The organism is Mesorhizobium sp. P2_E6, assembly GCF_056403835.1.
In genome coordinates, this window is the sequence record NZ_JBFUEQ010000006.1 from 313319 (window position 1) to 336647 (window position 23329).

21 protein-coding genes are annotated in these 23329 nt (G+C 60.4%); 13 read left to right on the top strand and 8 right to left on the bottom strand.

What is annotated here, in order from left to right:
• Positions 1-310 precede the first annotated feature (310 nt).
• Entirely contained in the window at positions 311-700 is a 390-nt protein-coding gene (locus AC1D08_RS17440; RefSeq protein ID WP_477299828.1) for a response regulator transcription factor, read from the top strand.
• 382 nt (positions 701-1082) lie between these two features.
• Positions 1083-1745, top strand: coding sequence for a response regulator transcription factor (locus AC1D08_RS17445; RefSeq protein WP_477228453.1), 663 nt, complete (start codon positions 1083-1085; stop codon positions 1743-1745).
• 171 nt (positions 1746-1916) lie between these two features.
• On the opposite strand, the gene AC1D08_RS17450 is transcribed toward AC1D08_RS17445, so the two are convergent.
• The 3 genes from AC1D08_RS17450 to AC1D08_RS17460 all read right to left on the bottom strand — a co-directional run bounded on the left by AC1D08_RS17450 (position 1917) and on the right by AC1D08_RS17460 (position 5406).
• Positions 1917-2516 (bottom strand): sigma-70 family RNA polymerase sigma factor, encoded by a 600-nt coding sequence (locus AC1D08_RS17450; protein WP_477300177.1) that lies wholly within the window; start codon positions 2514-2516, stop codon positions 1917-1919.
• A gap of 312 nt (positions 2517-2828) precedes the next feature.
• Positions 2829-3671: a formate/nitrite transporter family protein gene (locus AC1D08_RS17455; RefSeq protein ID WP_477423636.1), complete on the bottom strand. Its 843-nt coding sequence runs from the start codon at positions 3669-3671 to the stop codon at positions 2829-2831.
• Positions 3672-3975: 304 nt separating this feature from the next.
• A complete protein-coding gene (locus tag AC1D08_RS17460; RefSeq protein WP_477423638.1) occupies positions 3976-5406 on the bottom strand; it encodes a basic amino acid/polyamine antiporter in 1431 nt (476 codons plus the stop codon).
• Positions 5407-5698: 292 nt separating this feature from the next.
• Between AC1D08_RS17460 and AC1D08_RS17465 the strand changes: the two genes are divergently transcribed.
• The 6 genes from AC1D08_RS17465 to AC1D08_RS17490 are packed head-to-tail and all read left to right on the top strand — an operon-like array spanning position 5699 to position 13952.
• Positions 5699-7132, top strand: coding sequence for a basic amino acid/polyamine antiporter (locus AC1D08_RS17465; protein ID WP_477423640.1), 1434 nt, complete (start codon positions 5699-5701; stop codon positions 7130-7132).
• A 23-nt stretch (positions 7133-7155) separates the two neighbouring features.
• Positions 7156-8394: an arginine deiminase gene (locus AC1D08_RS17470; RefSeq protein WP_477395862.1), complete on the top strand. Its 1239-nt coding sequence runs from the start codon at positions 7156-7158 to the stop codon at positions 8392-8394.
• Positions 8395-8420: 26 nt separating this feature from the next.
• Positions 8421-9035 (top strand): HdeD family acid-resistance protein, encoded by a 615-nt coding sequence (locus AC1D08_RS17475; RefSeq protein WP_477423642.1) that lies wholly within the window; start codon positions 8421-8423, stop codon positions 9033-9035.
• Positions 9032-10243, top strand: coding sequence for an efflux RND transporter periplasmic adaptor subunit (locus AC1D08_RS17480; RefSeq protein ID WP_477423644.1), 1212 nt, complete (start codon positions 9032-9034; stop codon positions 10241-10243). The genes AC1D08_RS17475 and AC1D08_RS17480 overlap by 4 nt, the downstream gene beginning before the upstream one ends.
• Positions 10240-13407, top strand: coding sequence for an efflux RND transporter permease subunit (locus AC1D08_RS17485; protein ID WP_477423646.1), 3168 nt, complete (start codon positions 10240-10242; stop codon positions 13405-13407). Before AC1D08_RS17480 ends, AC1D08_RS17485 begins: the two co-directional genes overlap by 4 nt.
• A complete protein-coding gene (locus tag AC1D08_RS17490; protein WP_477423648.1) occupies positions 13404-13952 on the top strand; it encodes an HdeD family acid-resistance protein in 549 nt (182 codons plus the stop codon). Before AC1D08_RS17485 ends, AC1D08_RS17490 begins: the two co-directional genes overlap by 4 nt.
• 147 nt (positions 13953-14099) lie before the next feature.
• Here AC1D08_RS17490 and AC1D08_RS17495 read toward each other — a convergent pair whose 3' ends face one another.
• The 5 genes from AC1D08_RS17495 to AC1D08_RS17515 form a co-directional block, all read right to left on the bottom strand.
• Positions 14100-15230, bottom strand: coding sequence for a helix-turn-helix domain-containing protein (locus tag AC1D08_RS17495; RefSeq protein WP_477423650.1), 1131 nt, complete (start codon positions 15228-15230; stop codon positions 14100-14102).
• 290 nt (positions 15231-15520) lie between these two features.
• Positions 15521-16561 (bottom strand): AI-2E family transporter, encoded by a 1041-nt coding sequence (locus AC1D08_RS17500; RefSeq protein WP_477423700.1) that lies wholly within the window; start codon positions 16559-16561, stop codon positions 15521-15523.
• An 897-nt stretch (positions 16562-17458) separates the two neighbouring features.
• A complete protein-coding gene (locus AC1D08_RS17505) occupies positions 17459-17956 on the bottom strand; it encodes a DUF1269 domain-containing protein (protein WP_095089034.1) in 498 nt (165 codons plus the stop codon).
• A 396-nt stretch (positions 17957-18352) separates the two neighbouring features.
• The gene (locus tag AC1D08_RS17510; RefSeq protein ID WP_095089560.1) at positions 18353-18610 is read right to left on the bottom strand and encodes a YMGG-like glycine zipper-containing protein; all 258 of its coding nucleotides are present in this window, start codon (positions 18608-18610) and stop codon (positions 18353-18355) included.
• Between the two features lie 99 nt (positions 18611-18709).
• Positions 18710-19009: a hypothetical protein gene (locus AC1D08_RS17515; protein ID WP_457154022.1), complete on the bottom strand. Its 300-nt coding sequence runs from the start codon at positions 19007-19009 to the stop codon at positions 18710-18712.
• Between the two features lie 391 nt (positions 19010-19400).
• Here AC1D08_RS17515 and napE point away from each other — a divergent pair, with 391 nt between their 5' ends.
• The 5 genes from napE to AC1D08_RS17540 are packed head-to-tail and all read left to right on the top strand — an operon-like array spanning position 19401 to position 23329.
• Positions 19401-19598, top strand: coding sequence for a periplasmic nitrate reductase, NapE protein (gene napE / locus AC1D08_RS17520; protein WP_457154023.1), 198 nt, complete (start codon positions 19401-19403; stop codon positions 19596-19598).
• A 9-nt stretch (positions 19599-19607) separates the two neighbouring features.
• Positions 19608-20108 carry a ferredoxin-type protein NapF gene (gene napF, locus AC1D08_RS17525; protein ID WP_457154024.1) on the top strand — a complete coding sequence of 167 codons (501 nt, stop codon included), beginning with the start codon at positions 19608-19610 and terminating at the stop codon, positions 20106-20108.
• Positions 20101-20367: a chaperone NapD gene (locus AC1D08_RS17530; RefSeq protein WP_457154025.1), complete on the top strand. Its 267-nt coding sequence runs from the start codon at positions 20101-20103 to the stop codon at positions 20365-20367. The genes napF and AC1D08_RS17530 overlap by 8 nt, the downstream gene beginning before the upstream one ends.
• On the top strand, positions 20364-22868 hold the full coding sequence (napA, locus tag AC1D08_RS17535) for a periplasmic nitrate reductase subunit alpha (protein ID WP_477423653.1): 2505 nt from the start codon (positions 20364-20366) through the stop codon (positions 22866-22868). Before AC1D08_RS17530 ends, napA begins: the two co-directional genes overlap by 4 nt.
• Positions 22838-23329: a nitrate reductase cytochrome c-type subunit gene (locus AC1D08_RS17540; RefSeq protein WP_095089022.1), complete on the top strand. Its 492-nt coding sequence runs from the start codon at positions 22838-22840 to the stop codon at positions 23327-23329. Before napA ends, AC1D08_RS17540 begins: the two co-directional genes overlap by 31 nt.

Consider the following 23329-nt stretch of genomic DNA (forward strand, 5'->3'; position numbering starts at 1 on the left):
TATGCTGCGTATACGATGGTATCTACTGTTGGCGGCGGCGCCTTGGGCGCGTCTGGCGATGTCGGCAACCTTGTGCAGGGAGGTCGCCGGTGCCGTGCGACAATGATCCCACCGTGCGGTTGAACGTTGACGCCGCTGTGTAGCCGTACGGTTCTCCGACCGGTCGCCAGGTCGCGGCATCGCTGCCTGCGAACCTCAGGCTAGTCAAACCTCTGTATGATTTCGGTCTTGGCTCTACGTTCGTATGCTGGCGCCGAGATGAGATCGCGCCGGGCGACGCCGGGCGACACAGTCTCCGGGGGACACCGATGTGTCGAAAATTCCGATGGTTGCCATAGTTGACGACGACGAGGCGGTCCGCACGTCCACCGCGAATCTGATACGTTCCTGCGGCTTTGCCGCGAACCTGTTTGCTTCTGGCGAGGAACTCTTGCGTTCGCCACGGCTCGCCGACGCCTGCTGTGTCATTACCGATGTGCAGATGCCGGAAATGAACGGGTTGGAACTGCAGACGTTGCTCCTGGCACGTGGCCACACCGTTCCGGTGATTCTTATCACGGCCTATCCTGACGAACGGACCCGGCAAAATGCCCTCGCTGCAGGGGCGGCAGGCTTCTTCTACAAGCCTTTTGACGCCGCCGCCATGATCCGGTGCATCGAAGATGCGCTGAACTGGCCACGCGAAATCAAGCCGGAATGACGTCTTCGTGGTGAGCCGAGCGCTGCCACCGCCATTGCTTTCGGAACGAAGTCGCGTGCGTTCCAAATCGGAATTTTGCGTTCGTTCCGGGAAGATTGCCGCCAGCCTGTGCGGTTGAATTCCAGGCAGGTTTCGGCGATCGCCTGCCTAGCCCCGCTGCACAAGAGGGCGCGACTGCAGAAACATCAGCGCACATGCGCCGATGGGTGGATTGGTGATATTGATGGTGTAGCGCGCGGAAGCCATCCCAGCCCCCTCGGCATTACCGACAGTCGCGACCACGTCTCGCCTAGTGGCGGGGCTCGTTGCCAAATTAATATGCTAAGATGGCGTTGTGCCATTCCTGGGCCGTGCGGAGCAGGAATCGTGAGAGCGGATTGCTATCGTGACAGCAGGTTCCAATCCAGGCCAAACCGCGTCGACCGCTTTTGCGCCGACAGTCTATGTCATCGATGATGACGACGCTGTGCGCGATGCCCTGAGTGGGCTGTTCAGATCCGTGGGGCTGCATGTCGAACTGTTCGCCTCCGCCAGCCAATTCCTGCAGGGCAAGCTGCCGGAAACGCCAAGCTGCCTCGTGCTCGATATCCGGTTGCCCGGCGTGAGCGGCCTCGATTTCCAGGCTCACCTTGCAAAGTCGAACATTCAAATGCCCGTCGTCTTCATGACTGGACACGGGGATGTCCCGATGTCGGTGCGCGCGATGAAAGCCGGAGCGATCGATTTTCTGACCAAACCGTTCCGGGACCAGGACATGCTTGATGCGGTCTTCGGCGCGCTCGAAAACGACCGCATAAGGTGGGAATCCGACCAGGAAGCGGCGACGATATCAGCCCTGTACGAAACTTTGACCTCTCGTGAAAAGGAAGTCATGTTCTTCGTGACCAAGGGCCTGATGAACAAGCAGATCGCGGGCGAGATGGGCCTTAGCGAAATTACAGTCAAGATCCATCGCGGGCATCTCATGCGGAAGATGGCGGTGCGGACCTTGCCCGACCTGGTACGGATTGCAGAACGGTTGGGCCTTCGAAGCGCAAATCAATAGCTATGGCAAAGTCGTCATCCGGTATCGCGCGAAAATCTATCGATTCCGCCCGCTCGCTCCAGCGGTTCTCGACCCTCCGCCGTTCGGCGGATATGACCCCGTGACGCAGCGCCGGTGTGGACGGCAGGGGCCTTGGTTCATCATTGAAAACGGTGACGGTTCATTCTTTGCTCACCCTGGTTGGCCTGGCTGCGAGACACCTTCGAGGATCGATCGCAGCTCCTCTCTGCCCCTGGCGATCCGCGACGTCAGTGTCCCCACGGGAATGCCCAGCGCCTTCCTGGCATCGGCATAGGAGAGGCCTTCGACCGCGACTAGCACGAGTGCTGCGCGTCGTTCGGGATTGATCTGCTGAAGCGCCGAGAATACGTCCACGAATACGAGCCTGTCGGCCTGTGGCGACGTCGCGATCGCATCTATCGTTTCTGAGATCGTGATCACTGCCTGGGCATGGCGTTTGGCGCGCCGCAACTGGTCGACGAACAGATTGTGCATGATCGTGAGCAGCCAGCGGCGTGGCGTATCGCCGGCCGTCCAGTTCGCCATCCTCGACAGCGCCCGTTCGAGGCTGTCCTGCACAAGGTCGTCGGCGGCATCGCGGTCCCGCAACAGCGCGCGCGCATAACCACGCAGCCGTGGGATCTCCGCGACGATCGCTCGCCTGCGTTCGTCAGTGATCTCGGCCGCCGCGCCGCTTTCTGAAGAAGAAGCGTCAGCCGAACGAAAACTCGGCTGCGGCGAAACATCAGGCGGAAGGTCGAGTTGCGTCATGTTCGTGGTCATCAGGCGATGCGCAATGGCGGCGATTGCAATTTGTGATCCGGACTGAACTCGGTCGGCCGCGAACCTGACGGCCACAGCCATCCTCTGGTTCGGGACTGCACATCTGGTCTGTCAGGCATGTGCCGGCGCCTTTCCTGGCTCTAGCTGTGTCCAATCGAAGCTGTTCGGCTGGGGGCTGTCGGCGCCACCATGGCGGACCCGACTGAGGCCTTCTTTTCGAAACGACTACATTCTTTCGCGAAGCAATTGTGGGCGACCCAATGCTGAGGAAGAAGATGTGTTCGCCGGAATGCTGGCCCATCACTCGGCCGGGCCGAGTGACATCCTCGCCGCAGGGGCAGGCACGTCTTCTGCACCACCCTTCAGGTAGGTCCAATAGAGAGGAAGTCCGGTGAAGAGGAAACCGCCAGCAATGTTGCCCAAGGTCACGGGTATCTGGTTCCAGTACCACCAGTCTGCGAAGCTGATCTTGGCCCCGAGCATCATCCCCATGGGAATGACGAACATGTTGACGACGCAGTGCTCGAATCCGAGCGCGAAGAAGGCGAATATGGGCAACCAGCATCCGACGATCCTGCCGAGGGTGGACTTCGAACTCATCCCCATGACGACGCCGAGGCAGACCATCCAGTTGCAGAGCATGGCCTTGACGAAGGCGGTCACCAGTCCGTCGTATCCATACGGCTCATAGGCGATCGTCTTCGCTTCGGCGAGCGCACGCAGATGATCTCCGAGCGCACTCGCCCCAACATTGCCGACATCGGTCAGGACGACATAGAACAGCCCGGCAAAGATGAGCGAACCGAGCATGTTGCCGACGAAAACCCAGAACCAATTGGCCAACATCCGGCCGACTGTCGTACGGTGAGCGATGACGGCCAGGGGTACCAGGCCAAAATTCCCGGTCACGAGCTCGAGGCCAAGGATGATGATGATGGCAAATCCCACCGGGAAGGTGAGAGCGCCGACGAGCGCGACATTTGTCTGAAGCGCACCCTCCAGGGCCATGCTCGTCGCGAAGGCAAGCAGCGCCCCGGAAAGCATGCCGCGGATCAAAAGATCAGGAACGCTGTGAGCGGCCTTAGCGGCGCCGAGATCCACCATTGCCCGCACGATTTCGCGCGGCGAGAGGCTGTCGTTCATGATCGCTATCCTTCTGCGCCGAGCAGGCTGGTTCCGCATTTCAGAGCCGCAAGGAGCGGCAACTGCGGTCTGGCTGAAGGGATCGCAACTGTCGTCGTGGCCAGAAAGCGCGTTGCGATACCCATGACGTCTCCCATGCGTTGCCAACCAGGACCGATTGGCACGCTGATTGTCACTTCAGGGATGAATAGCCGACAGCACTTCGCGGCGACATTCTACGGAGGGTAACCGGATTACGCACTTGATTTAGGCCAGACATTCCTTGGTATGTCTTGTCGGCCAAGGAACTGAAGCGATCGCTCAGCTAGATAATGATGTCGCCGCTGGCAATTCCGTAAATGCCAACGAGGCAACCAAGTGCCGCAGCCGCCAACACTATCCATTCTACACCGACCAACACTTGCTTGTTCTGTTCCCGTCTGACCTGAACATAGAGCAGCGTACCGGGTGCGTAGAGAATAGATGACAGCAACAGAAATTTCAGGCCACCTGCGTAGATCATGAACGCAACATACAATGTGGCAATGCCAGCCACGATCAAGTCGCGGGATCGCTGTGCGGGTTGGGTTCCATAAGTCTCTCGGCGTAAGGCGAGAAGGAAGCCGTATCCAGCCACGAGCAGGTAAGGAATTAACACCATGGCACTGCTCAGCTTCACCATGAGCGCGAACGCATCTTGCGAGAAAAGCGTGCTTATGACGAAGACTTGAATGACGATATTGGTCAGCCACAGCGCGGCGGCCGGGACTTTGTTGGCATTTTCACGCGCAAAAATCCTTGGCATGTCGCCGCTCTTTGCGGCCGCGAACAGCACCTCGACACAGATCAACGACCAGGCGAGATAAGCGCCTAGCACAGAAACAATCAGCCCTACGCTGACGAAAACCGCGCCCCAAGTACCGACAACGGCCTCGAGAACGGAAGCCATGGATGGCTGCCTCATTCCCGCGATTTCCGCCTGTGTAAGTACGGCATACGGCAGAAGCGTCACCAGCACCAGCAGGAACAAAACGGCGACGAAACCGACGATCGTCGCCCTGCCGACATCGGAGCGTTCCTTGGCATAGCGAGAATAGACGCTTGCTCCCTCAATCCCAATGAACACAAAGATTGTGACCAGCATGGTCGCTCGGATTTGCTCAAAGAGACCGCTTCGTGATGCCAGCTCTCCGCCCCATAGGTTGCTGACGAAGATGTTCGCCTTGAACGTTCCGGCCAGAATGAAAATGAAGGTAAGGATGGGAATGATTTTTGCGACCGTAACAACGGTGTTGATGACGGCAGCTTCCTTGATCCCGCGCAGGATCGTGAAGTGGAACAGCCAGAGTGCGATCGACGAGACCACCACTGCAGGGACCGTGTCACCATTGCCAAAAACCGGGAAGAACGCGCCGAGTGTCGACTTGATCAGAACCCAATATGAGACGTCGGCAATGCAGGCAACCAACCAATAGCCAAACGCAGAAAGGAAACCAGCGTAGTCACCGAAGCCGGCTTTTGCGTAGGCAAAGATGCCGGCATCGAGTTCTGGCTTGCGCTCCGCGAGCGCCTGAAAGACGCGGGCCAACGTATACATCCCGGTCCCGGCGATACACCAGGCGATGATTGCGCCGACTGGTCCGGTTGCGTTGCCGAAGGTACGAGGCAGCGAAAATATGCCGGCGCCGATCATCGATCCGACCACCATCGCCGTTAGCGCCGCGAGCGAAAGCTTCTGCGAGGTCTGGGATGCCATGGCCGCGTCTCGAGCCGGTCGTCAATTGTACAAGCGAAATCCGTCCGAATTGCTAAACCGGTCCAGGTCGCTCACCCGATGCTGCATCGGAGAAAGTCACAAGTCCAGCCGATGTAACTCCACTGCGGCGGTGTATTGCGTCGAGGCTTCGAAATAGAGACGCGATGCACAGGAATGAGACTCTCAGCTAATTTCACGACCACGCCAAAAGCATAGGGTTCGGTTTGTACTGAAATTCCAGCCCGCTCGTTGGCTCACGCACAGATGATTTCCGATCACTCGGGAGAGGCACGTGGCAAGTAAGTCCGAGCAGAAGCTGTCCTTGTTCGCCCTGATCGCAATGGTTGTCGGATCGATGATCGGGGCCGGTATCTTCAATCTGCCCGGCAGGTTCGCCACCGCGACGGGCCCGTTCGGCGCCATCATCGCCTGGATGATAGCCGGAACCGGCATGTACATGCTGGCCCGGGTGTTCCAGGCGCTGGCCGAGAAGAAACCGGATATCGATTCCGGCGTCTTCGCCTATGCCAAGGCCGGCTTCGGCGACTATATGGGCTTCCTCTCGGCGTTCGGCTATTGGCTCGGAAGCTGCCTCGGAAACGTCTTCTACTGGGTGCTGATCGGATCGACGCTCGGGCGCTTTTTCCCGGAGATTTTCGGGGATGGCAGCACCGCGACCGCGATCATCGTCTCGCTGGTTGGCATCTGGGCCTTCCATTTCATGATCCTGCGCGGCGTCGAGCAGGCCACCTTCATCAATAGCGTCGTGACGGTCGCCAAGATCGTACCGATCATCGTGGCGATCCTCGCCATGGCATTCGCGTTCAACTACACGCAATTCTCCGAGAATTTTCTCGGCGGCGTGGGCATGCCGGAAAAGACCCTGCTGGCGCAGGTGCGCGACACCATGCTGATCACCGTTTTCGTCTTCCTCGGCATCGAGGGGGCTAGCGTGTATTCGCGCTTCGCTCAGAAGCGTTCTGATGTCGGCACCGCGACCATCCTGGGTTTCGTCGGCGTCACCGGCCTGATGGTGGCCATCACCCTTCTGCCCTACGCCACGGCTACGCGTGCGGCCATCGCCGGAGTCCAGCAGCCCTCGCTCGCCGGCGCGCTCGAACTGGTCGTGGGACATTGGGGCGCGGTGTTCATTTCCATCGGCGTGCTGGTGTCAGTGCTCGGCGCCTATCTCGCCTGGTCGCTGATCTGCGCCGAGGTGCTGTTCGCCGCGGCGAAGTCGCAGGACATGCCCAAGCTTTTCGCGGCGCAGAACGGCAACCGGGTTCCCGCCAACGCGCTTTGGCTGACCAATATCGTCGTCTCGCTATTCGTCATCTCAACCTATTGGTCGCGTGACGCCTTCAACTTCATGCTCGACATGACAAGCGTGACGGCGCTGCTGCCCTACCTGTTGGTCGCGGGCTATGGCGTGCTGATCGCCCGCCGCGGCGAGGGGTACGAGACCTCGCCTGGTCAGCGCGGGCGCGACCAGTTATTCGCCTGGATCGCCGTCGTCTACACGCTTGTCATGTTTCTGGCCGCCGGCTTGAAATACGTCCTGCTGGTGGCGGTGCTCTTCGTGCCGGGAACCGTCCTGTACCTCTGGGCGCGGCGCGAACAGAACGCGCGGATCTTCACATCGGTCGAACTCATCATCTTCGCCGCCACACTGGTCGCTGGACTCGCCGGTTTCGTCGGCCTGTTGACCGGCGCCATTACACCTTGACGAGAAAGGCACAAGTCATGGCGATGGAAACGAAATTCGGGGTGCATTCCGAAGTCGGGCAGCTTCGCAAGGTCATGGTCTGCGCGCCCGGCCGCGCCCATCAGCGCCTGACGCCCACCAACTGCGACGAACTGCTGTTCGATGACGTGCTGTGGGTCGACAACGCCAAGCGCGACCATTTCGACTTCATGACCAAGATGCGCGATCGCGGCGTCGAGGTGGTGGAGATGCATAACCTCCTCGCCGAAACTGTCGCCGTCCCCGAGGCGAAGAAATGGATCCTCGACAATCAGGTGGTGCCGAATCAGATCGGCCTCGGCCTCGTCGACGAGGTGCGCTCCTATTTGGAGGGGCTCTCCAACCGCGATCTGGCGGAGACGCTGATCGGCGGCCTCTCGACCCATGAATTCCCCGAATCCATCGGCGGCGAACAGCTCGAGCTGATCCGCGACGCGGCCGGGGTGAACGAGTATCTACTGCCGCCGCTGCCGAACACGCTCTACACCCGCGACACCACCTGCTGGATCTATGGCGGCGTCACGCAGAACCCGCTCTATTGGCCGGCGCGGCATGAGGAAACCATCCTCACCACCTCGATCTACAAGTTCCATCCCGACTTCGCCGGCAAGGTCAACGTGTGGTGGGGCGACCCGACCAAGGATTGGGGCCTCGCCACGCTCGAGGGCGGCGACGTCATGCCGATCGGCAAGGGCAATGTGCTGATCGGCATGAGCGAGCGCACCTCGCGTCAGGCCATCAGCCAGCTCGCTGCAACGCTGTTCGAGAAGGGCGCGGCCGAGCGCGTCATCGTCGCTGCGATGCCGAAGCTGCGCGCGGCGATGCATCTCGACACGGTGTTCACCTTTGCCGACCGCGACTGCGTGCTGCTCTACCCAGATATCGTCAATGGCATCGAGGCGTTCTCCTACCGGCCGGACGGCAAGGGCGGCGTCGAGCTGCACAAGGACAAAGGCACCTTCGTCGAGACGGTGCGCGACTCGCTCGGCCTCAAGAAGATGCGTGTTGTTGAGACCGGCGGAAATGCCTACGTCCGCGAGCGCACCCAATGGGATAGTGGCGCAAATCTGGTCTGTGCATCGCCGGGCGTCGTGTACGCCTATGACCGCAACACCTATACAAACACGCTGCTGCGAAAGGAGGGCATCGAGGTCATTACCATCATCGGCGCGGAACTAGGCCGCGGTCGTGGCGGTGGCCACTGCATGACCTGTCCGATAATCCGTGATCCGGTGGATTACTGACAAGAGAGCGTTCCCGGAGATCAAAGATGGGCGCCGCTCGTGCAGCAATTCTGGTTAGGCAATCGACGATGAGCGGCGCATCCACGAGCGGAACCGATCACCAGCATCAAGCGGACTCCCTGCGTTCCAAATGGGGTTGGTTTTTGGTGCTGGGCATTGGCCTTGCGTCGGCTGGAGTGCTGGCCGTCGCGCTGCCGGTGGTTTCCACATTCGCGGCAAGCGTTGTCCTTGGAATCGTCCTTTCGCTCGCGGGCATTGTGAAGATGGTTCAATCCCTGCGAGTCAAGGAGTGGAGCGGATTCATCTGGCAAGAGCTCACGGGCGCGGTCGAGCTGGTCGGCGGCATCCTTATATACTTCAATCCCTTCAAGGGCGCTCTGGCGATCACGCTTCTGATCGCCTTGGTATTTCTGGTGCAGGGCATCCTGCAAGTCGCCCTCGCGTTCCGGGTGCGCGATCAAGATGGTTGGCAGTGGTTCGGAGTATCGGGCCTGGTCGCCCTTGCCGCTAGTGCGACGCTCGCATTGAAGTTGCCCTATACCAGCATTTACACACCAGGTACTGTCGCTGGCATTTCCCTCCTTGTCGCCGGTGGCGCCTACATTGCCATTGCCCTGACGATGCGCAGAGCCCGGTCATGAAGGCGCCGTGCGAAGCATCCGAGCGACATCGTCCGGTCGCGAGGCGGCGATGGATCAGCCGCGCTTTTTGGGCATGCTTGGTGGCTGCTGGCTTGGGGGGCGCCGGACCACCTTTCATCAGTTCGATTTCATTCGCCCAGCAACCTGGCGGAACGCAGGCGCCGCCGCCCGCTGTCGTCGTCGAGAAGATCGAGGTTCAGCGGGTCAGCACTCCCGTGCAGTTTACCGGTCGCGTGGAAGCGATAGAGGCAGTCGACATCCGGGCGCGTGTCACCGGCTTTCTGCACTCCGTCGATTTCAAGGGTGGACAAGCGGTAAAGGCTGGGGAAACGCTGTTCGAGATCGAGCCGGATCAACTCAATGCCCTGGTTGCGTCGGCACGGGCGCAGGTGGCGCGTGCCGAGGCAACACGAATATCGGCCGAACGGAGCCTGGCGCGCAACCAGGATCTGTTCGCCCGAAGAACGATCTCACAGGCCGCTCTAGACGAGGTCCAGGCGGCATTCGATGTCGCTGCCGCGGACGTGCAGGTTGCCCAGGCGTCCCTGACTACCGCCGAACTCAACCTGTCCTATGCTCGTATCACTGCCCCGATCTCCGGCAACATCGGCCGCGCGACGTTCACGACCGGCAATCTGGTCGGATCGGATTCCGGTGCGCTGGCACGCATAGTCGGCCTGGACACCGTCCGCGTGGCTTTCGCTGTGACCGAAGGGTTGCTTGTGACGATCCGGCAGCAGGAGGCGACGAGCGGCAGTAACGTCGATCCGAGCACATTGAAACTTTCGCTTCGTCTTGCGAACGGGACGGACTACGACACGCCCGGTCGAATCGAATTTATCGAGAACGAGATCGACCCGCAGACTGGGACGGTCGCGGCCCGCGCAGTTTTCCCCAATCCTCGCCATATCCTTCTGCCGGGACAGTTCGTCACCCTCTACGTGCGGGAGAAAGACGCGCCCCGCTTGCCGATAGTACCTCAGGCAGCGGTGCTGCAGGATCGCGAGGGGCGCTTCGTCTATCTGCTCGGCAAGAGCAACACCGTCTCGCAACGGCGCATCGACACGGGCGCACGGGTCGACAATGGCTGGGCGGTCACCATTGGCCTCAGCGGCGGCGAGCAGGTCGTCGTCCAGGGAATCCAGCGTCTTGTCGAAGGCATGACGGTTCAGCCGAGCCAAGGCCAGCCCATTGGCGATGGCCAATGATCTCCGATCTCTTCATCACGCGGACCCGGCTGGCGATTGTCTTGTCGATCGTCATTTCGATTGCAGGCGCGATCGCCATTTTTTCGCTGCCGGTGCAGCAATATCCAGAGATCACGCCGCCCACCGTCAGCGTCTCGGCGATCTATCCCGGCGCGAGCGCGGAAGTAATAGCCGATGTCGTCGGCGGGCCTCTGGAGACGGCCATCAATGGCGTCCCCAACATGATGTACATGTCGTCGACAAGTTCGAATGCCGGGCAATATTCGCTGTCCGTGACGTTTGAAGTCGGCACGGATCCAGACATTGCGCAGGTCAATGTGCAGAACAGGGCGCAATTGGCGATTTCTCAATTGCCGGCCGCGGTCACCCAGCAAGGCGTGTCGGTGCGGTCGAGATCGCCCGATTTCGTACTCGGCATCGCCTTCTATTCTCCGGACAGCAAGCTCGACGTGCTGCAGATCACCAATTTCACCTCGACAACGATCGCCGATGCGCTCTCGCGTGTCACCGGAGTCGGCGAGGCTTCCGTCGTCGGCGCGTCCGAATACTCGATGCGCATATGGATGGATCCGGCACGCATGGATGCGCTCGGCATAACGGCCGATGACGTGGCCACAGCCATTCAGCGGCAGAACATCCAGGCCTCGCTTGGCCAGGCCGGGGCTCCACCGGCGCGGGAAGGCACCGAGCTGCAATATACGCTCGTGGCCCGCGGCCGCCTCATGAGCACGGATGAATTCGGGGCCATCGTCGTGCGCACCGGCGAGGCCGGAGCGATCGTACGGTTGCACGACATCGCCCGCATCGAACTCGGCGCGCGCAATTATTCATCGAGCGCGAGCTTCGCCGGGCATGACACGGCGATGCTTCAGATAAACCAGGCGCCGGGAGCCAACGCGATCCAGACCGCCAACGCTGTGCTCGCCGAGCTAAAGCGTCTTGCACCCACGTTTCCGCCCGGCCTCCAGTACCAGGTCGTCTACGACGCGACACGGTTTGTCCGTACGAGCCTCTCGCTCATCGTGCGGATCCTCGGCGAGGCTTTCCTGATCGTGCTCGTCGTCACCTATCTGTTCTTGCAGGACTGGCGAGCCACCCTGGTCTCGGCGCTGGCCATGCCCGTCGCAATGCTGGGCGCCATCGCCATCCTGCTGGCGTTCGGATATTCGATAAACTCGATCTCGCTGCTAGCCCTGGTGCTGGCGATCGGACTGGTCGCCGACGATGCCATCCTTGTCGTCGAGAACGTCAAGCATGTCATGGAGGACGACCCCGCGGTCGAAACGGCGGCGGCCGCCCGCAAGGCGATGGGGCAGATCACGGGTCCGATCATTTCCACCACGCTCGTCCTCCTCGCCGTGGTGATCCCGACAGCTTTCCTGTCCGGCATAAGCGGGCAGCTTTACCGTCAGTTCGCGGTCACCTTGTCGGCGGCGCTGGTCATCTCGTCCGTTGTCGGCCTCACGCTCAGCCCGGCACTCAGCGCGATCCTGCTGAGGCGCGGACAGAGCGGATACCGGCGCGGTCCACTTGGCTGGTTCGCGCGCTTCATGAACGCGACGCGTGTCGGCTATGGTCGGCTGGTCGGTTTCCTGGTGCGCCTGTGGATCATACCTCTCGCCGCGCTTGCCGCCTGCTTCCTGGGTGCCTTCCTGCTGTTCAGCGGTCTTCCCGCTACCTTCCTCCCGGACGAGGACCAGGGCGCCCTGTTTGTCGATATCCAGCTTCCGAATGCCGCCTCGCTCGATCGCACGAGAGCGATTGTCGGCGAGGTTCAACGGACTCTGTCGGCAACGAAAGGCGTCGAAAACGTCATTTCGGTCGCAGGCTTCAGCATCGTGCAGGGGACACAATCTCCCAACGGAGCGATGGTGGTTGCGGCGCTGGATCCTTGGGATCAGCGCAACACGCCGGATCTGCGGCTGGACGCCATCCTCGCAAGATTGCGTGCGCAATTCTCAACCATTCCGGGCGCCAATGTTGCAGTCTTTTCGCCACCGGCCATTTCCGGCATCGGGGCGGTCGGTGGGCTCGATCTGCGCCTCCAGGCTTTGCAGGGCCAGCCGCCGGAGGAGATCGCGGCGGTGGTCCGTGCATTCGTTTCGGAGATCAACCAGGCGCCGGAGATCGGCGGTGTGGCGACTACCTTCAGCGCCGATGTGCCGCAGATTTATGTCGATGTCGACCGGACCCGCGCCGAAGCGCTTGGAGTGAGCGTGTCCGACATCTATTCGACGATCGGCGCCAGCTTCGGGTCTCGTTACGTGAACGATTTCACGCTGCAGGGGCGAGTTTTCCAAGTCAACCTGCAGGCTGACGCCGAGCATCGCGGGGACGCCGAGGATATCCTCAATCTCCATGTTCGCAGCCGGACGGGTGCGATGGTGCCGCTCAGGGCGGTGGTGTCGACCAGCACTGTGCTCGCGCCCTTCGTCATCTCCCGCTACAACCTCTCGGTAGCGGCACAGATCAACGGCCAAGTCGCGCCAGGCGGCAGTTCCGGGGCAGCGATGGATGCCATCGAACGCGTCGCGGCCCAGGCGTTGCCGGCCGGCTATGGCTACGAGTGGTCCGGCCTGTCGTTCCAGGAACGGCGCAGCGCCGGACAGGAGACCATGATCTTCGGACTGGCCTTCCTGTTCGCCTATCTGTTCTTGGTAGCGCAGTACGAAAGCTGGATGCTTCCAATCGCCGTAATTCTGTCCCTTGGAGCCGCCTTGTTCGGCGCCACTGGGGCGCTCATGCTTTTCGGACTGCAAAACAGTCTTTATGTGCAGATCGCCATCGTGCTGCTCATCGGGCTGGCGTCGAAGAACGCCATCCTGATCGTCGAATTCGCCAAGGAACGCCGCGAGGAGGGGCAACCGATCGACGAAGCGGCAAGACTTGGCGCCGAGCAACGTTTCCGTGCTGTGATGATGACGGCTCTGTCTTTCATTCTGGGCATTATTCCACTGGCGGTGTCCACCGGCGCAGGAGCCGGCGCGCGCCAGGCGGTGGGTGTCACAATCTTTGGCGGCATGCTGGCCGCAACGACGATCGGCCTTTTCATCATCCCGGCCCTATTCGCGGCGATCCAGCATATTGCGGAGTGGGCCACTGTCCGGCCGAAGGCAGGGATCGACACCAATGAGGGAGTCCAGCAATCGGGGAGGAAGCCATGACTGCCTATGAGAATGGAACCGCATCGACTTTGCCACCCACATCGGTTCGACTTCTCCTTGGCCTCGTGCTCATTGTCGGGGGCATATTCGTCTTGGGTGACGTGGCGCTGGCTACCGTGATCAGCGCCATTGTCATTGGTGTTACGGCCATTGTCGTGGGTGCGTTCGAGATGATGCACGCCTTCTGGATGAAGGGATGGGGCGGCTTCATATGGCAATTCCTCCTCGGCATCCTGTATATCGTTTTTGGTGCCATGGTGGTGAGGCAGCCTGTGTCAGGCGCCCTTGTCCTGACCTACATCCTCGGACTGCTGCTTGTGGCCTCGGGCATTGTGCGCCTCTTTGTCGGCGTCAGGCACTGGAGCGACGTCGGCTGGGCGATGGTTCTGTCCGGAGCATTAGGTTTTCTGGCCGGACTTGTTGTCCTGACTGGATGGCCCACGACCGGCCTTTGGGTGCTTGGATTCTTGCTGGGTATCGACCTTATTTCGCATGGCATTGCCTGGCTGACAAACGGCTGGGTATCTGCGGCCAAGACAGCGTGAATTCTCGACGCGGCCGGGCTCGCGGATTTGATCGCTGGGCGGTGCTGCGTTGCGGGCCGCGGATCGGCCCGTCAATGCAGATGGTGCTCGCATTGTTCGATGGGGTTGGATCGGGTTACCCGATTTGAGCGATATCGACCACGCCGGTCATTGCGCCTGGAGCCGAAGAAGCAAACGGCTCAGACGCTCGGACGGGGCAGCGGTCTGCACCTCGTTCATATGCCAGTTCGATGGTCCGTTTTTGACACCAGCTCTCACTTCGCTCGGGCAGTATCCGAACTCGCGTCTAAAAGCCCGGCTGAATTCAGCGCCATCACCGAAGCCGTGTTCGTCAGCAATGTCGAGAATTCGACGCCGGTCATTCGGATCAGCGAGCGCTGCATGGGCCGCCAGGAGCCGCCGATGCTGGATGTAGTGCACGATCCCTCCGGAAGCCTCGAACAGTCGGTAGAGACGTGAACGCGATATCCCGAGTCCGCGTGTCAGACGCTCGGTGCCGAGATCCGGTTCAAACAGATGAAGTTGCACGAATCGACGGGCGCGCTCGAGCAAGGTGGCGGAAATCGGATCATGGGCTTGGGCGAGATGGTCAGAGCATGGCGCGATGCAACCCTGTAGCATCGCCCTGGTCGCCCCGAGCAAGCCAGGAAGATCGCCAACATTAATCGTAGGAAGCCTCTGGGCGAGGCTGGCCAGATAGTCGGCAAGCAGCGTCCCCATGCCTCCATCAAGCACGGTGAACTCGGCCATGTCGAGACCCCACCCCATGTCGCGGCAGAAGTCGCGGGGTACGAAGAGCAACAGCATTTCGCTGTCTGTAACGCTTCCCTCGAAGACCCGGCCAAGCGAATGCACCTGCACCGATCCGGCCTCTCCGTCAAAAGACCTGGATGGAGTGGTCGTCTGCGATCTGCCGTCCCGGATAAGGGTCACCAACCAGTGATCGATGGGGTCCCGGCGAATGCGACCCGCCAGGCTGGTAAAATCCAAGCCATTGGTGCTGATCTGAGCCAGGGCAAGATCGCCTAGGTCCCAGAGAAGTTGTGTGCCGGCGAAACCCGCCGCAGTATCGCTCGGCTCGACAAAGTCGAGCATAGTCGCGAAGTTCTGGCGCCATGCCGCAAACTGGTCCCTCGGAGGCAGCTCCCGAGTCGAGAATTCAAAGCAGGGAACCGGAACGCGTTCCGGACGCGGGTCATTCTTGGGAGCGACCGCTGCTGCTTGAGGCAACGGCTCGGCGAAGTCGACAGAAAGCGCCCTCGCTGCGTTAGCGGTCACAATCGGACCTCCTAACGGGCGCAAGCCCTGACCGGGCCAGATTTCCCGCTCAGGGTCTTCAACAACCAGTCCACAACGTCAGCACGCCGAAAGCAAAGATACATTAGAGACGCGTCACATGCACCCGTCTTCGCGCAGCCGGCGACTGTTAGTAAGAGCACTCTCATCAGAGATATCTTTCAAAGACAAGAATATCTCCCCGCAAGTGCCAATTTAAGCCGATTTTTCCGGTTGTACAAGGTAGTTGGATTTCGACGCCCCCGCCTGGCCGTGAAGCGTAGTTAATACAGCTAAGAAGCACCAGATATTTCGACAGGACCTCCGGACAGCAGCGCAGCAATCCAGCGTGTCGAGTGATGGTGCATGCAATATGTGACTACAACAATCAGAATTGGGACGCCGATGAAAGCCCCGGGCAGACCCCATAAAAAGCTCCAGAAAAAGATAGCAAACATCACGGCAAAAGGCGAGATCGCCAGCGATGCGCCGGTCAGGAATGGCTCCAGATAACTGCCGATAACGAACTGAATAGCGTTAAGGCCGAGGAACACAATCAGGGCCAGCTGCCACGACCCGGACTGCGCGACGGCGAACAAGGTCGGAAAGATCGTAGCCACCAGCGGTCCAACGAACGGAATATAGTTCAGCGCAAAAGCGATCGCCGCCCAAGCGCTTGCGAGTTCGAGCCCGGCAGCCAAGGCAAACCCCCACACGACCAAGCCCGTCAGCACGCATGCAATGCTGCGGACCACCATGAAACGGCGAACCTTGGCGCCAATTTCGCGGCCGATTTGCAAGAGCATCTCGCCTTGAGGTTGAGCAGAACTCAGGCGAAGACGACGCTGGAAATCGTCGGCTTCGAGCAGGCCAAGCATGACAAAGATGAAGGTCAATATGGCAAAGCCGGCCATGCTGTTCAGCCGATTGAGAAGGCCTTGTGTCAAGCCGATCAGCCAGGTCAGATTGAAATGCTCTTCAAGCGGACCAACGATTGCGATGCCATGGCTCTCCAGCCAGTCCGCCCAGTGCGTGTATATCTCCTGAAGCCGGCCGGTATTGTAGAACAGCCATTGCGACAGTTCGCCGAGTCCCCAGACGACGGCGGATCCAACGATTACGATCACTGCAAGCGTGAGCAACAGTGTGATCAGCATCGCCGCCAGCTTCGCAATCCGCCTTTGCAAAGCCATTTGAACGGGCAAGACCAGCGCGAGAACGAACAATGAGAATGCAACTGGCATAAAGATTGATTTGGCGAAATACAACAATGCGAGGACGAGGATGCCGGTTGCAACAGGATGAACCGCCCCGCGACCGCTCGTTTCTGTCATTTCTGGCTTGTCGTCTGTCGAGCGCAACGGTCGCAATCTCCGGAACGGAAGTGGCCACAGCCGAGAAGAAGCCAAGCTCAAATTCCGGCCGGAAGCCTCAACGGCAGCGGCCGGCATGAACTGGCCGAAAACCATCCGCACGGGCCAGGCAAGCGTTGGAGAAGGTGCGCAGGCGCCCACTCCGGCTCGCACAAACCGGAGCAAACTCTCGAGTACAGGCTATCGGCTGGGGCGGCCGCGACATGCGACACTGGCCATTGCTCACCACCTGGAATCCTTGGGCGCGAGCCATGCACGCGTTGCCAAATGTCTGCAACCTTTCACCTCGTCGACCGCAAACAGGTGCATGCTGGAAGGTGCAGGCCTGGGGTCGCGGGGGAACAGGACGAGGATGATCGACGGCGACAGTGCATGCCGACAACAATGCAGCGACAAGCAAGCACGTGCTCGGGCGGGCAAACAGGCGTTGCACCTGCTTCATCTCACTTCTCTTTCGGACCGCCCTCGACGCCTGGCTCCGCCTACGGCAAATGCAATGCACGCGGTAAGGACGAGGCCGCCTAACAATCCTGCGATGCCAACCCCGACAAGGATTGCCGGGGTAAGGACGCCAACGCCTTGCGCCGTGGCGTCCACCGCGCCTTCCACCTTTCCGACAATACGGGCGACGCCTGGCAGCTGTCCGGCCAGCCAGGTCAGAACCAGTCCGCCGATCGCGCCCGTCAAGGCATCGGCTTTTGCGCCCAGACGAAGACCCGTCCATCGCCCCAGAGCGAGGCCGGCCGCTGCACCACAGATGACCTCTATTGCGAGTACGACAGCAGTCTCGAATGCGCCCATCGTTCTGTCCACGTTGCTAGGCGATCGGCTCACGCGATTCCTGAGCGGCGTTGAACCTTATGCGGCTTTGGACGCCTGACTAAGCGCCTCACGAAGGATCTGCTCCTTCGTCTCGTCCAGCGATGTCTTGAGTACGACGCCACCAAATCCCTTGATTGCGCTCAGCACCTTGTCGGCGGTCATTCCGTGGACGAGCACGAACAGTGCGGCATTTCCCGGCTGCAAGGTGGCCGACAGATCCTTCATGAAAGCATCGTTTATTCCGACGTCGGTCAGTGCGCCGCCAAGCGCGCCGGAAGCGGCGCCAATCGCCACACCGATGACTGGATTGAGGAAAATGACACCGATGAGCAGCCCCCAGAAGCTACCGGACACAGCACCAGTGACGGTGGTGTTCATGATCTGGTTGAGCTTTACGTTGCCAGCTTCCGTCTTGGTCGCGATCACGGCGTCGCCGATGTTGATGAGATATTCCTTCTGCAATGCAAACAGGCGCTGGCGCACCTCTTCAGCCTTGGCTTCGGAGGGGTAGACTATGACGACAAGGTCGGACATGGGGCCTCCACTGCGAAAATCGATGGGATCGAGATGCGCTCACAAGATTGCGGGATGCCATTTTAGGTCTCTACCAAAGCGAAGAAATTAGCCGGGAATCCCACGCCTTTGCGGTCCGTCCCTTTTTGACCGCAGCCTAAGACGTCAGAACGGCTTCGACTGGCGCCGGATCGCCGCAGGCAGTTACTTCATCTCAATGGTACGCAGCCGTCATCCGGAGGTCTGCATGAAGCGGCATTGTCTGATCGGGCTTCCGCGAAGGGGGAGAGCGCATTGGGAATTCGAACAGGGAACAGAGCACCGCCGAGTGACATCAGAAGATGGAAGTGGGGCACAACGGGTCATGCGTCGTTCGCGCCCCGCGAGCGTTACGGCGGAGCAAGATACGAAACACGATCATCGGCATGGCGCCTCGAAGATTCGGCCGTGCCGATCCCGGTATCGACAATATCCGCGACGGTCGGCCGCCGCTCCGATCAAGGTACCCGCGACGGCCCCGATTGCACCGCCAACGACCGCATTTCGCACGTCGTTACCGCCAGCTGCTGTTCCGAGCGCGGCGCCGCCAACGCCCCCGATCACAGCGCCTTTTTCCGCGTTGGTGCAGCCTGTCAAACCTGAGGCGACTGCAAGCGCAAGAGCCAATTTCCTCATAATGGTCTCCTCGTAGCTGCCTGGCAATCTTCAGCGATGGCGCACCCGGATGGGGCGGAAAGCGTAGTGCGTTAGGGCCATCGTCTTCATTCGCAGCTGTCAGCCTTTCATGAGTGCCCCAACGAACCCGGCCAACACAATCAGGACAAGACCTCCCAGCAGCCCTGCTATTGCGGCTCCGATCAACATGGTCGGCGTCAGGCCATCGGCGTGGTGGCCGATGAGGGGCCCAACACCTGGTATCCGGGCGGAGGGCCATACAAAAAGCAGACCGCCAATGCCGCCGATTATGCCGTCGGCTGTCCTACCAAGGCTGAAACTTGGCACCCGGCGGCCGAGCGCAATTCCGCTTGCAGCGCCGCAGACGAACTCTATGACCATGGTTGCGACGGCCGGCATGGCTACGCGTCCAGGAATTTAGAGAGCTCCACCATAGAACCCCACAATGCCGATTCTAGCGGACGAGCGACGCCTTGAGGCCGCGCCGCCATATTTTCCGATCTCCATCAGGATTTTCGCAGTCATGACGAGGACAATGGTCGAGTTGCTGCACACCTTATCCGAGCGGGCGCGCGAAGAAATTAGCTGAGAATCCCGTGGTTGAGCTCTACGTCCCCTTATGAGGTGGCAACAGCTCACTGCCCCTTCGGCGACGCTCGAAGGGCCGAGCTAAAGAGCCTTCGTCGACCCGCACAGCGATCTGAAATGTGTTGGTCCGGCGCTGGTATCAGGCTATCTTATCGGCGTGTATGCAGGGTACGAGTTTTGCACTCATGGATGGATAGGTTCCGTGAACAACGACTCTCTCGAAGCTACAAGTGCGACCGATTTTCGCCAGAAACGGCGATCCGAGTTGCTGACTTTCTTCGTCCTAGCTTTTGGCATTTGGCCGATTGCAGCCGTTGGCGCGGTCGGCGGATACGGTTTCCTCATCTGGATGTGGCAGATTGTCTTCGGCCCGCCGGGACCTCCCCACGGCTTGCATTGAGGGTCGGCGATGGACCAAGCCCGCAATCTTAGCCGCCGCAATTTTCTGCAAGGCCGCACCGTTCCGGCCTTGGGCATCCGGCCTCCAGGCATGTCGAACCATGGTCTTGATACATGCACGGGCTGCGCAGCCTGCGTCGAAGCTTGCCCGACAGGCATTATTTCTCTCGTTCACGCCTTTCCGGCTCTCGATTTCACCGTCGGAGAATGCACCCTTTGCGGTGAATGCGCGAAGGCCTGCCCGGAGCCCGTGTTCAGCACAGACACGCCGCGAAGATTCGCGCATGCGGTCGCCATATCTGCGTCCTGCTTTGCGAAGTCCGGCATCGCCTGCCAGTCCTGCCTCGACGCCTGTCCCGAGCAGGCGATACACTTCCGGCCACGCATTGGCGGTCCCTTTCTTCCAGAACTGAACGAGGACGCCTGCAGCGGATGCGGGGCGTGCATCGGCGTTTGTCCCGCCAGCGCGATCGGCGTGAGTGAACGCGCCAAGGACGACATCCATGCCTGAGGATCGGCGCTACCATCACATATCGAGCGCTGTCGTCTCGGTGCTGCCGACGAGGGGGGATGATGTCGCGGCGCAGCTGTCAGCGATGCGCGATGTCGAGGTCTATGCACATGAAGGCGGCAAGATCGTCGTCGTCATCGAGGGCACGAGCACAGGGGCGATGGGCGACTATCTCACCCAAATCGCGCTGCTCGACGGGGTTATTGCTGCGAACATGGTGTTCGAGCATATCGAGGCTGAGGAGGGCACCGGGCAATGACGTTCGAATTGACGCGGCGCGACATCCTGAAAGCCCATGCAGCGGGAATAGCCGCGGCGACCGCAGGGATTGCGCTCCCTGTGTCCGCCCAGCCCGTGCCCGGCGGCGTGAGCGCGCTTGAAATCAAATGGTCCAAGGCCCCCTGCCGCTTCTGCGGCACCGGATGCGGAGTCATGGTCGGCGTCAAGGAGGGCCAGGTCGTCGCGACCCACGGCGATATGCAGGCCGAAGTTAAGCGCGGCCTGAACTGCGTCAAAGGGTATTTCCTGTCCAAGATCATGTATGGCGCCGATCGGCTGACCACGCCGCTTTTGCGCAAACGCAACGGCGTGTTCGACAAGGAAGGCGAGTTCGAGCCGGTCTCCTGGGACGAGGCTTTCGACGTGATGGCCGAAAAGTGCAAGCAGGTGCTGAAGGATAAAGGGCCGACGGCAATCGGCATGTTCGGCTCCGGCCAGTGGACGATCCATGAAGGTTATGCCGCGACCAAGTTGATGCGGGCCGGCTTCCGCTCCAACAATCTCGATCCCAATGCCCGTCACTGCATGGCGTCCGCCGCCTATGCTTTCATGCGGACATTTGGCATGGACGAGCCGATGGGTTGCTACGACGATTTCGAGGCCGCCGATGCGTTCGTGCTGTGGGGTTCGAACATGGCCGAAATGCACCCGATCCTGTGGACGCGACTGGCGGACCGGCGGCTCGGCCATCCGCATGTGAAGGTCGCGGTGCTGTCGACCTTCACGCATCGCAGCATGGATCTGGCCGACGTGCCGATCATATTCAAGCCGGGTACGGATCTTGTCATCCTCAACTACATCGCGAACCACATCATCACGACGGGTCGCGTCAATGAGGCATTCGTGCGCGACCACACAACCTTCATGAAGGGCGCAACCGATATTGGCTATGGTCTCAGGCCTGAACATCCGCTGGAGATAGCCGCGACCGGCGCGGCCAACGCCGGCAAGATGGAGCCCATCGACTTCGATGAATTCAAGGCGTTCGTGTCGGACTACACGCTCGAAAAGACCGTTGAACTGACCGGCGTGGAGAGGGAATTCCTCGAGGAGCTTGCAGAACTCTATGCAGACCCCAGTCGCAAGGTCATGTCGCTCTGGACCATGGGATTCAACCAGCATGTCCGTGGCGTGTGGGCCAACCAGATGGTCTACAATATTCATCTGCTGACCGGAAAAATCTCCGAGCCCGGCAACAGCCCGTTTTCGCTGACCGGGCAACCCTCGGCCTGCGGCACAGCGCGTGAGGTCGGAACATTCGCGCATCGCCTGCCGGCAGACATGGTGGTGACCAACCCCGAGCACCGCGCGCATGCGGAGGAAATCTGGAAATTGCCGCATGGCCTGCTGCCGGAAAAGCCAGGCTATCACGCGGTCGAGCAGGACCGGATGCTGAAGGACGGCAAGCTGAATTTCTATTGGGTGCAGGTCAACAATAACGTCCAGGCGGCGCCGAATGACAGTCAGGAGACCTATCCTGGCTACCGCAATCCCGACAATTTCATTGTCGTGTCCGATGCCTATCCGACGGTGACGGCGATGAGCGCCGATTTGATCCTGCCGGCAGCCATGTGGGTCGAGAAGGAAGGTGCCTACGGCAACGCCGAACGCCGAACGCACGTCTGGCACCAATTGGTGCAGGCCAAGGGCGAGGCGCGCTCCGATCTCTGGCAGTTGGTCGAATTTTCCAAGCGCTTTACGACCGACGATGTTTGGCCCGCGGAAATCCTCGACAGTAGCCCAGAGTACCGGGGCAAGACGCTTTTTGACGTGCTCTTCCGAAACGGCAATGTCGACAAATTTCCGGTCAGCGAGGTCGACCCGGACTACGATAACAACGAAGCCAGGGATTTCGGGTTCTATCTGCAGAAGGGGTTGTTCGAGGAGTACGCCACATTTGGGCGCGGACACGGACACGATCTGGCGCCCTATGACCGCTACCACGAAGAAAGGGGCCTGCGCTGGCCCGTGGTAGATGGCAAGGAGACTAAATGGCGTTACCGCGAGGGCTACGATCCTTACGTCAAGCCGGGCGAGGGCGTGCGATTCTATGGCAAGCCCGACGGGAAGGCCGTCATCCTTGCGGTGCCCTACGAGCCGCCGGCGGAATCGCCGGATAAGGAATACGATCTCTGGCTGGTCACCGGACGTGTTCTGGAACACTGGCATTCTGGGTCGATGACCATGCGTGTTCCGGAACTCTACAGGGCGTTTCCCGGGGCGTGCTGCTTCATGAACGCCGACGATGCGCGCAAGCGTGGCCTGAACCAGGGCGCCGAGATCAGGATCATCTCGCGCCGGGGAGAGATCAGGTCGCGGCTAGAAACGCGCGGCCGCAACCGGATGCCCAAGGGCGTGATCTTCGTACCGTGGTTCGACGCCAGCCAGTTGATCAACAAGGTCACGCTCGACGCCACCGATCCCATCTCCAAACAGACGGATTTCAAGAAATGCGCGGTCAAGATCGTTTCGGCCTCTTGATAAAGCGGCGCAAACTGGCGATGGGCATCGCCGTTGCCATCCTTCTCACAGGGACCGCGGCGATCGCCCAGATGGCCTCGAAACTGACAGGGGCGACTCCGCCTATGGAGTCAGTTCCCGCTCAACCTCTACCGAAATGGATCGTCGACGATATTCGCAAGATGCGCGCCTATCCTGACCAACCCCCGGTGATCCCGCATTCGATCGAGGGTTATCAATTGTCGGTCAACACCAACCGCTGTCTCTCGTGCCACAAGCGCGAGTTCACCGAAGGTTCTGGCGCACCGATGATCAGCGTCACCCACTACATGACGCGCGAAGGTCAGATGATCGCCGATGTCTCGCCGCGACGCTACTTCTGCACGGCCTGCCATGTGCCACAGGCCAACGTTCAGCCTCTTGTCCAAAACCTCTTCAAGGACATGAGCGAGTTGGGTGTCAAACCCGCTGGGAGCGAGTAG

Bases quoted from the DNA above. Each gene is read 5' to 3' on its own strand.
- AC1D08_RS17490 (WP_477423648.1), top strand. From the start codon at position 13,404: ATGACTGCCTATGAGAATGGAACCGCATCGACTTTGCCACCCACATCG.
- AC1D08_RS17515 (WP_457154022.1), bottom strand. From the start codon at position 19,009: ATGCCGGCCGTCGCAACCATGGTCATAGAGTTCGTCTGCGGCGCTGCA.
- AC1D08_RS17460 (WP_477423638.1), bottom strand. From the start codon at position 5,406: ATGGCATCCCAGACCTCGCAGAAGCTTTCGCTCGCGGCGCTAACGGCG.
- napA (WP_477423653.1), top strand. From the start codon at position 20,364: ATGACGTTCGAATTGACGCGGCGCGACATCCTGAAAGCCCATGCAGCG.
- AC1D08_RS17480 (WP_477423644.1), top strand. From the start codon at position 9,032: ATGAAGGCGCCGTGCGAAGCATCCGAGCGACATCGTCCGGTCGCGAGG.
- AC1D08_RS17450 (WP_477300177.1), bottom strand. From the start codon at position 2,516: ATGACGCAACTCGACCTTCCGCCTGATGTTTCGCCGCAGCCGAGTTTT.
- AC1D08_RS17505 (WP_095089034.1), bottom strand. From the start codon at position 17,956: ATGTCCGACCTTGTCGTCATAGTCTACCCCTCCGAAGCCAAGGCTGAA.
- napF (WP_457154024.1), top strand. From the start codon at position 19,608: ATGGACCAAGCCCGCAATCTTAGCCGCCGCAATTTTCTGCAAGGCCGC.
- AC1D08_RS17530 (WP_457154025.1), top strand. From the start codon at position 20,101: ATGCCTGAGGATCGGCGCTACCATCACATATCGAGCGCTGTCGTCTCG.
- AC1D08_RS17540 (WP_095089022.1), top strand. From the start codon at position 22,838: ATGCGCGGTCAAGATCGTTTCGGCCTCTTGATAAAGCGGCGCAAACTG.
- AC1D08_RS17500 (WP_477423700.1), bottom strand. From the start codon at position 16,561: ATGACAGAAACGAGCGGTCGCGGGGCGGTTCATCCTGTTGCAACCGGC.
- AC1D08_RS17475 (WP_477423642.1), top strand. From the start codon at position 8,421: ATGGGCGCCGCTCGTGCAGCAATTCTGGTTAGGCAATCGACGATGAGC.
- AC1D08_RS17455 (WP_477423636.1), bottom strand. From the start codon at position 3,671: ATGAACGACAGCCTCTCGCCGCGCGAAATCGTGCGGGCAATGGTGGAT.
- AC1D08_RS17510 (WP_095089560.1), bottom strand. From the start codon at position 18,610: ATGAGGAAATTGGCTCTTGCGCTTGCAGTCGCCTCAGGTTTGACAGGC.
- AC1D08_RS17485 (WP_477423646.1), top strand. From the start codon at position 10,240: ATGATCTCCGATCTCTTCATCACGCGGACCCGGCTGGCGATTGTCTTG.
- AC1D08_RS17470 (WP_477395862.1), top strand. From the start codon at position 7,156: ATGGAAACGAAATTCGGGGTGCATTCCGAAGTCGGGCAGCTTCGCAAG.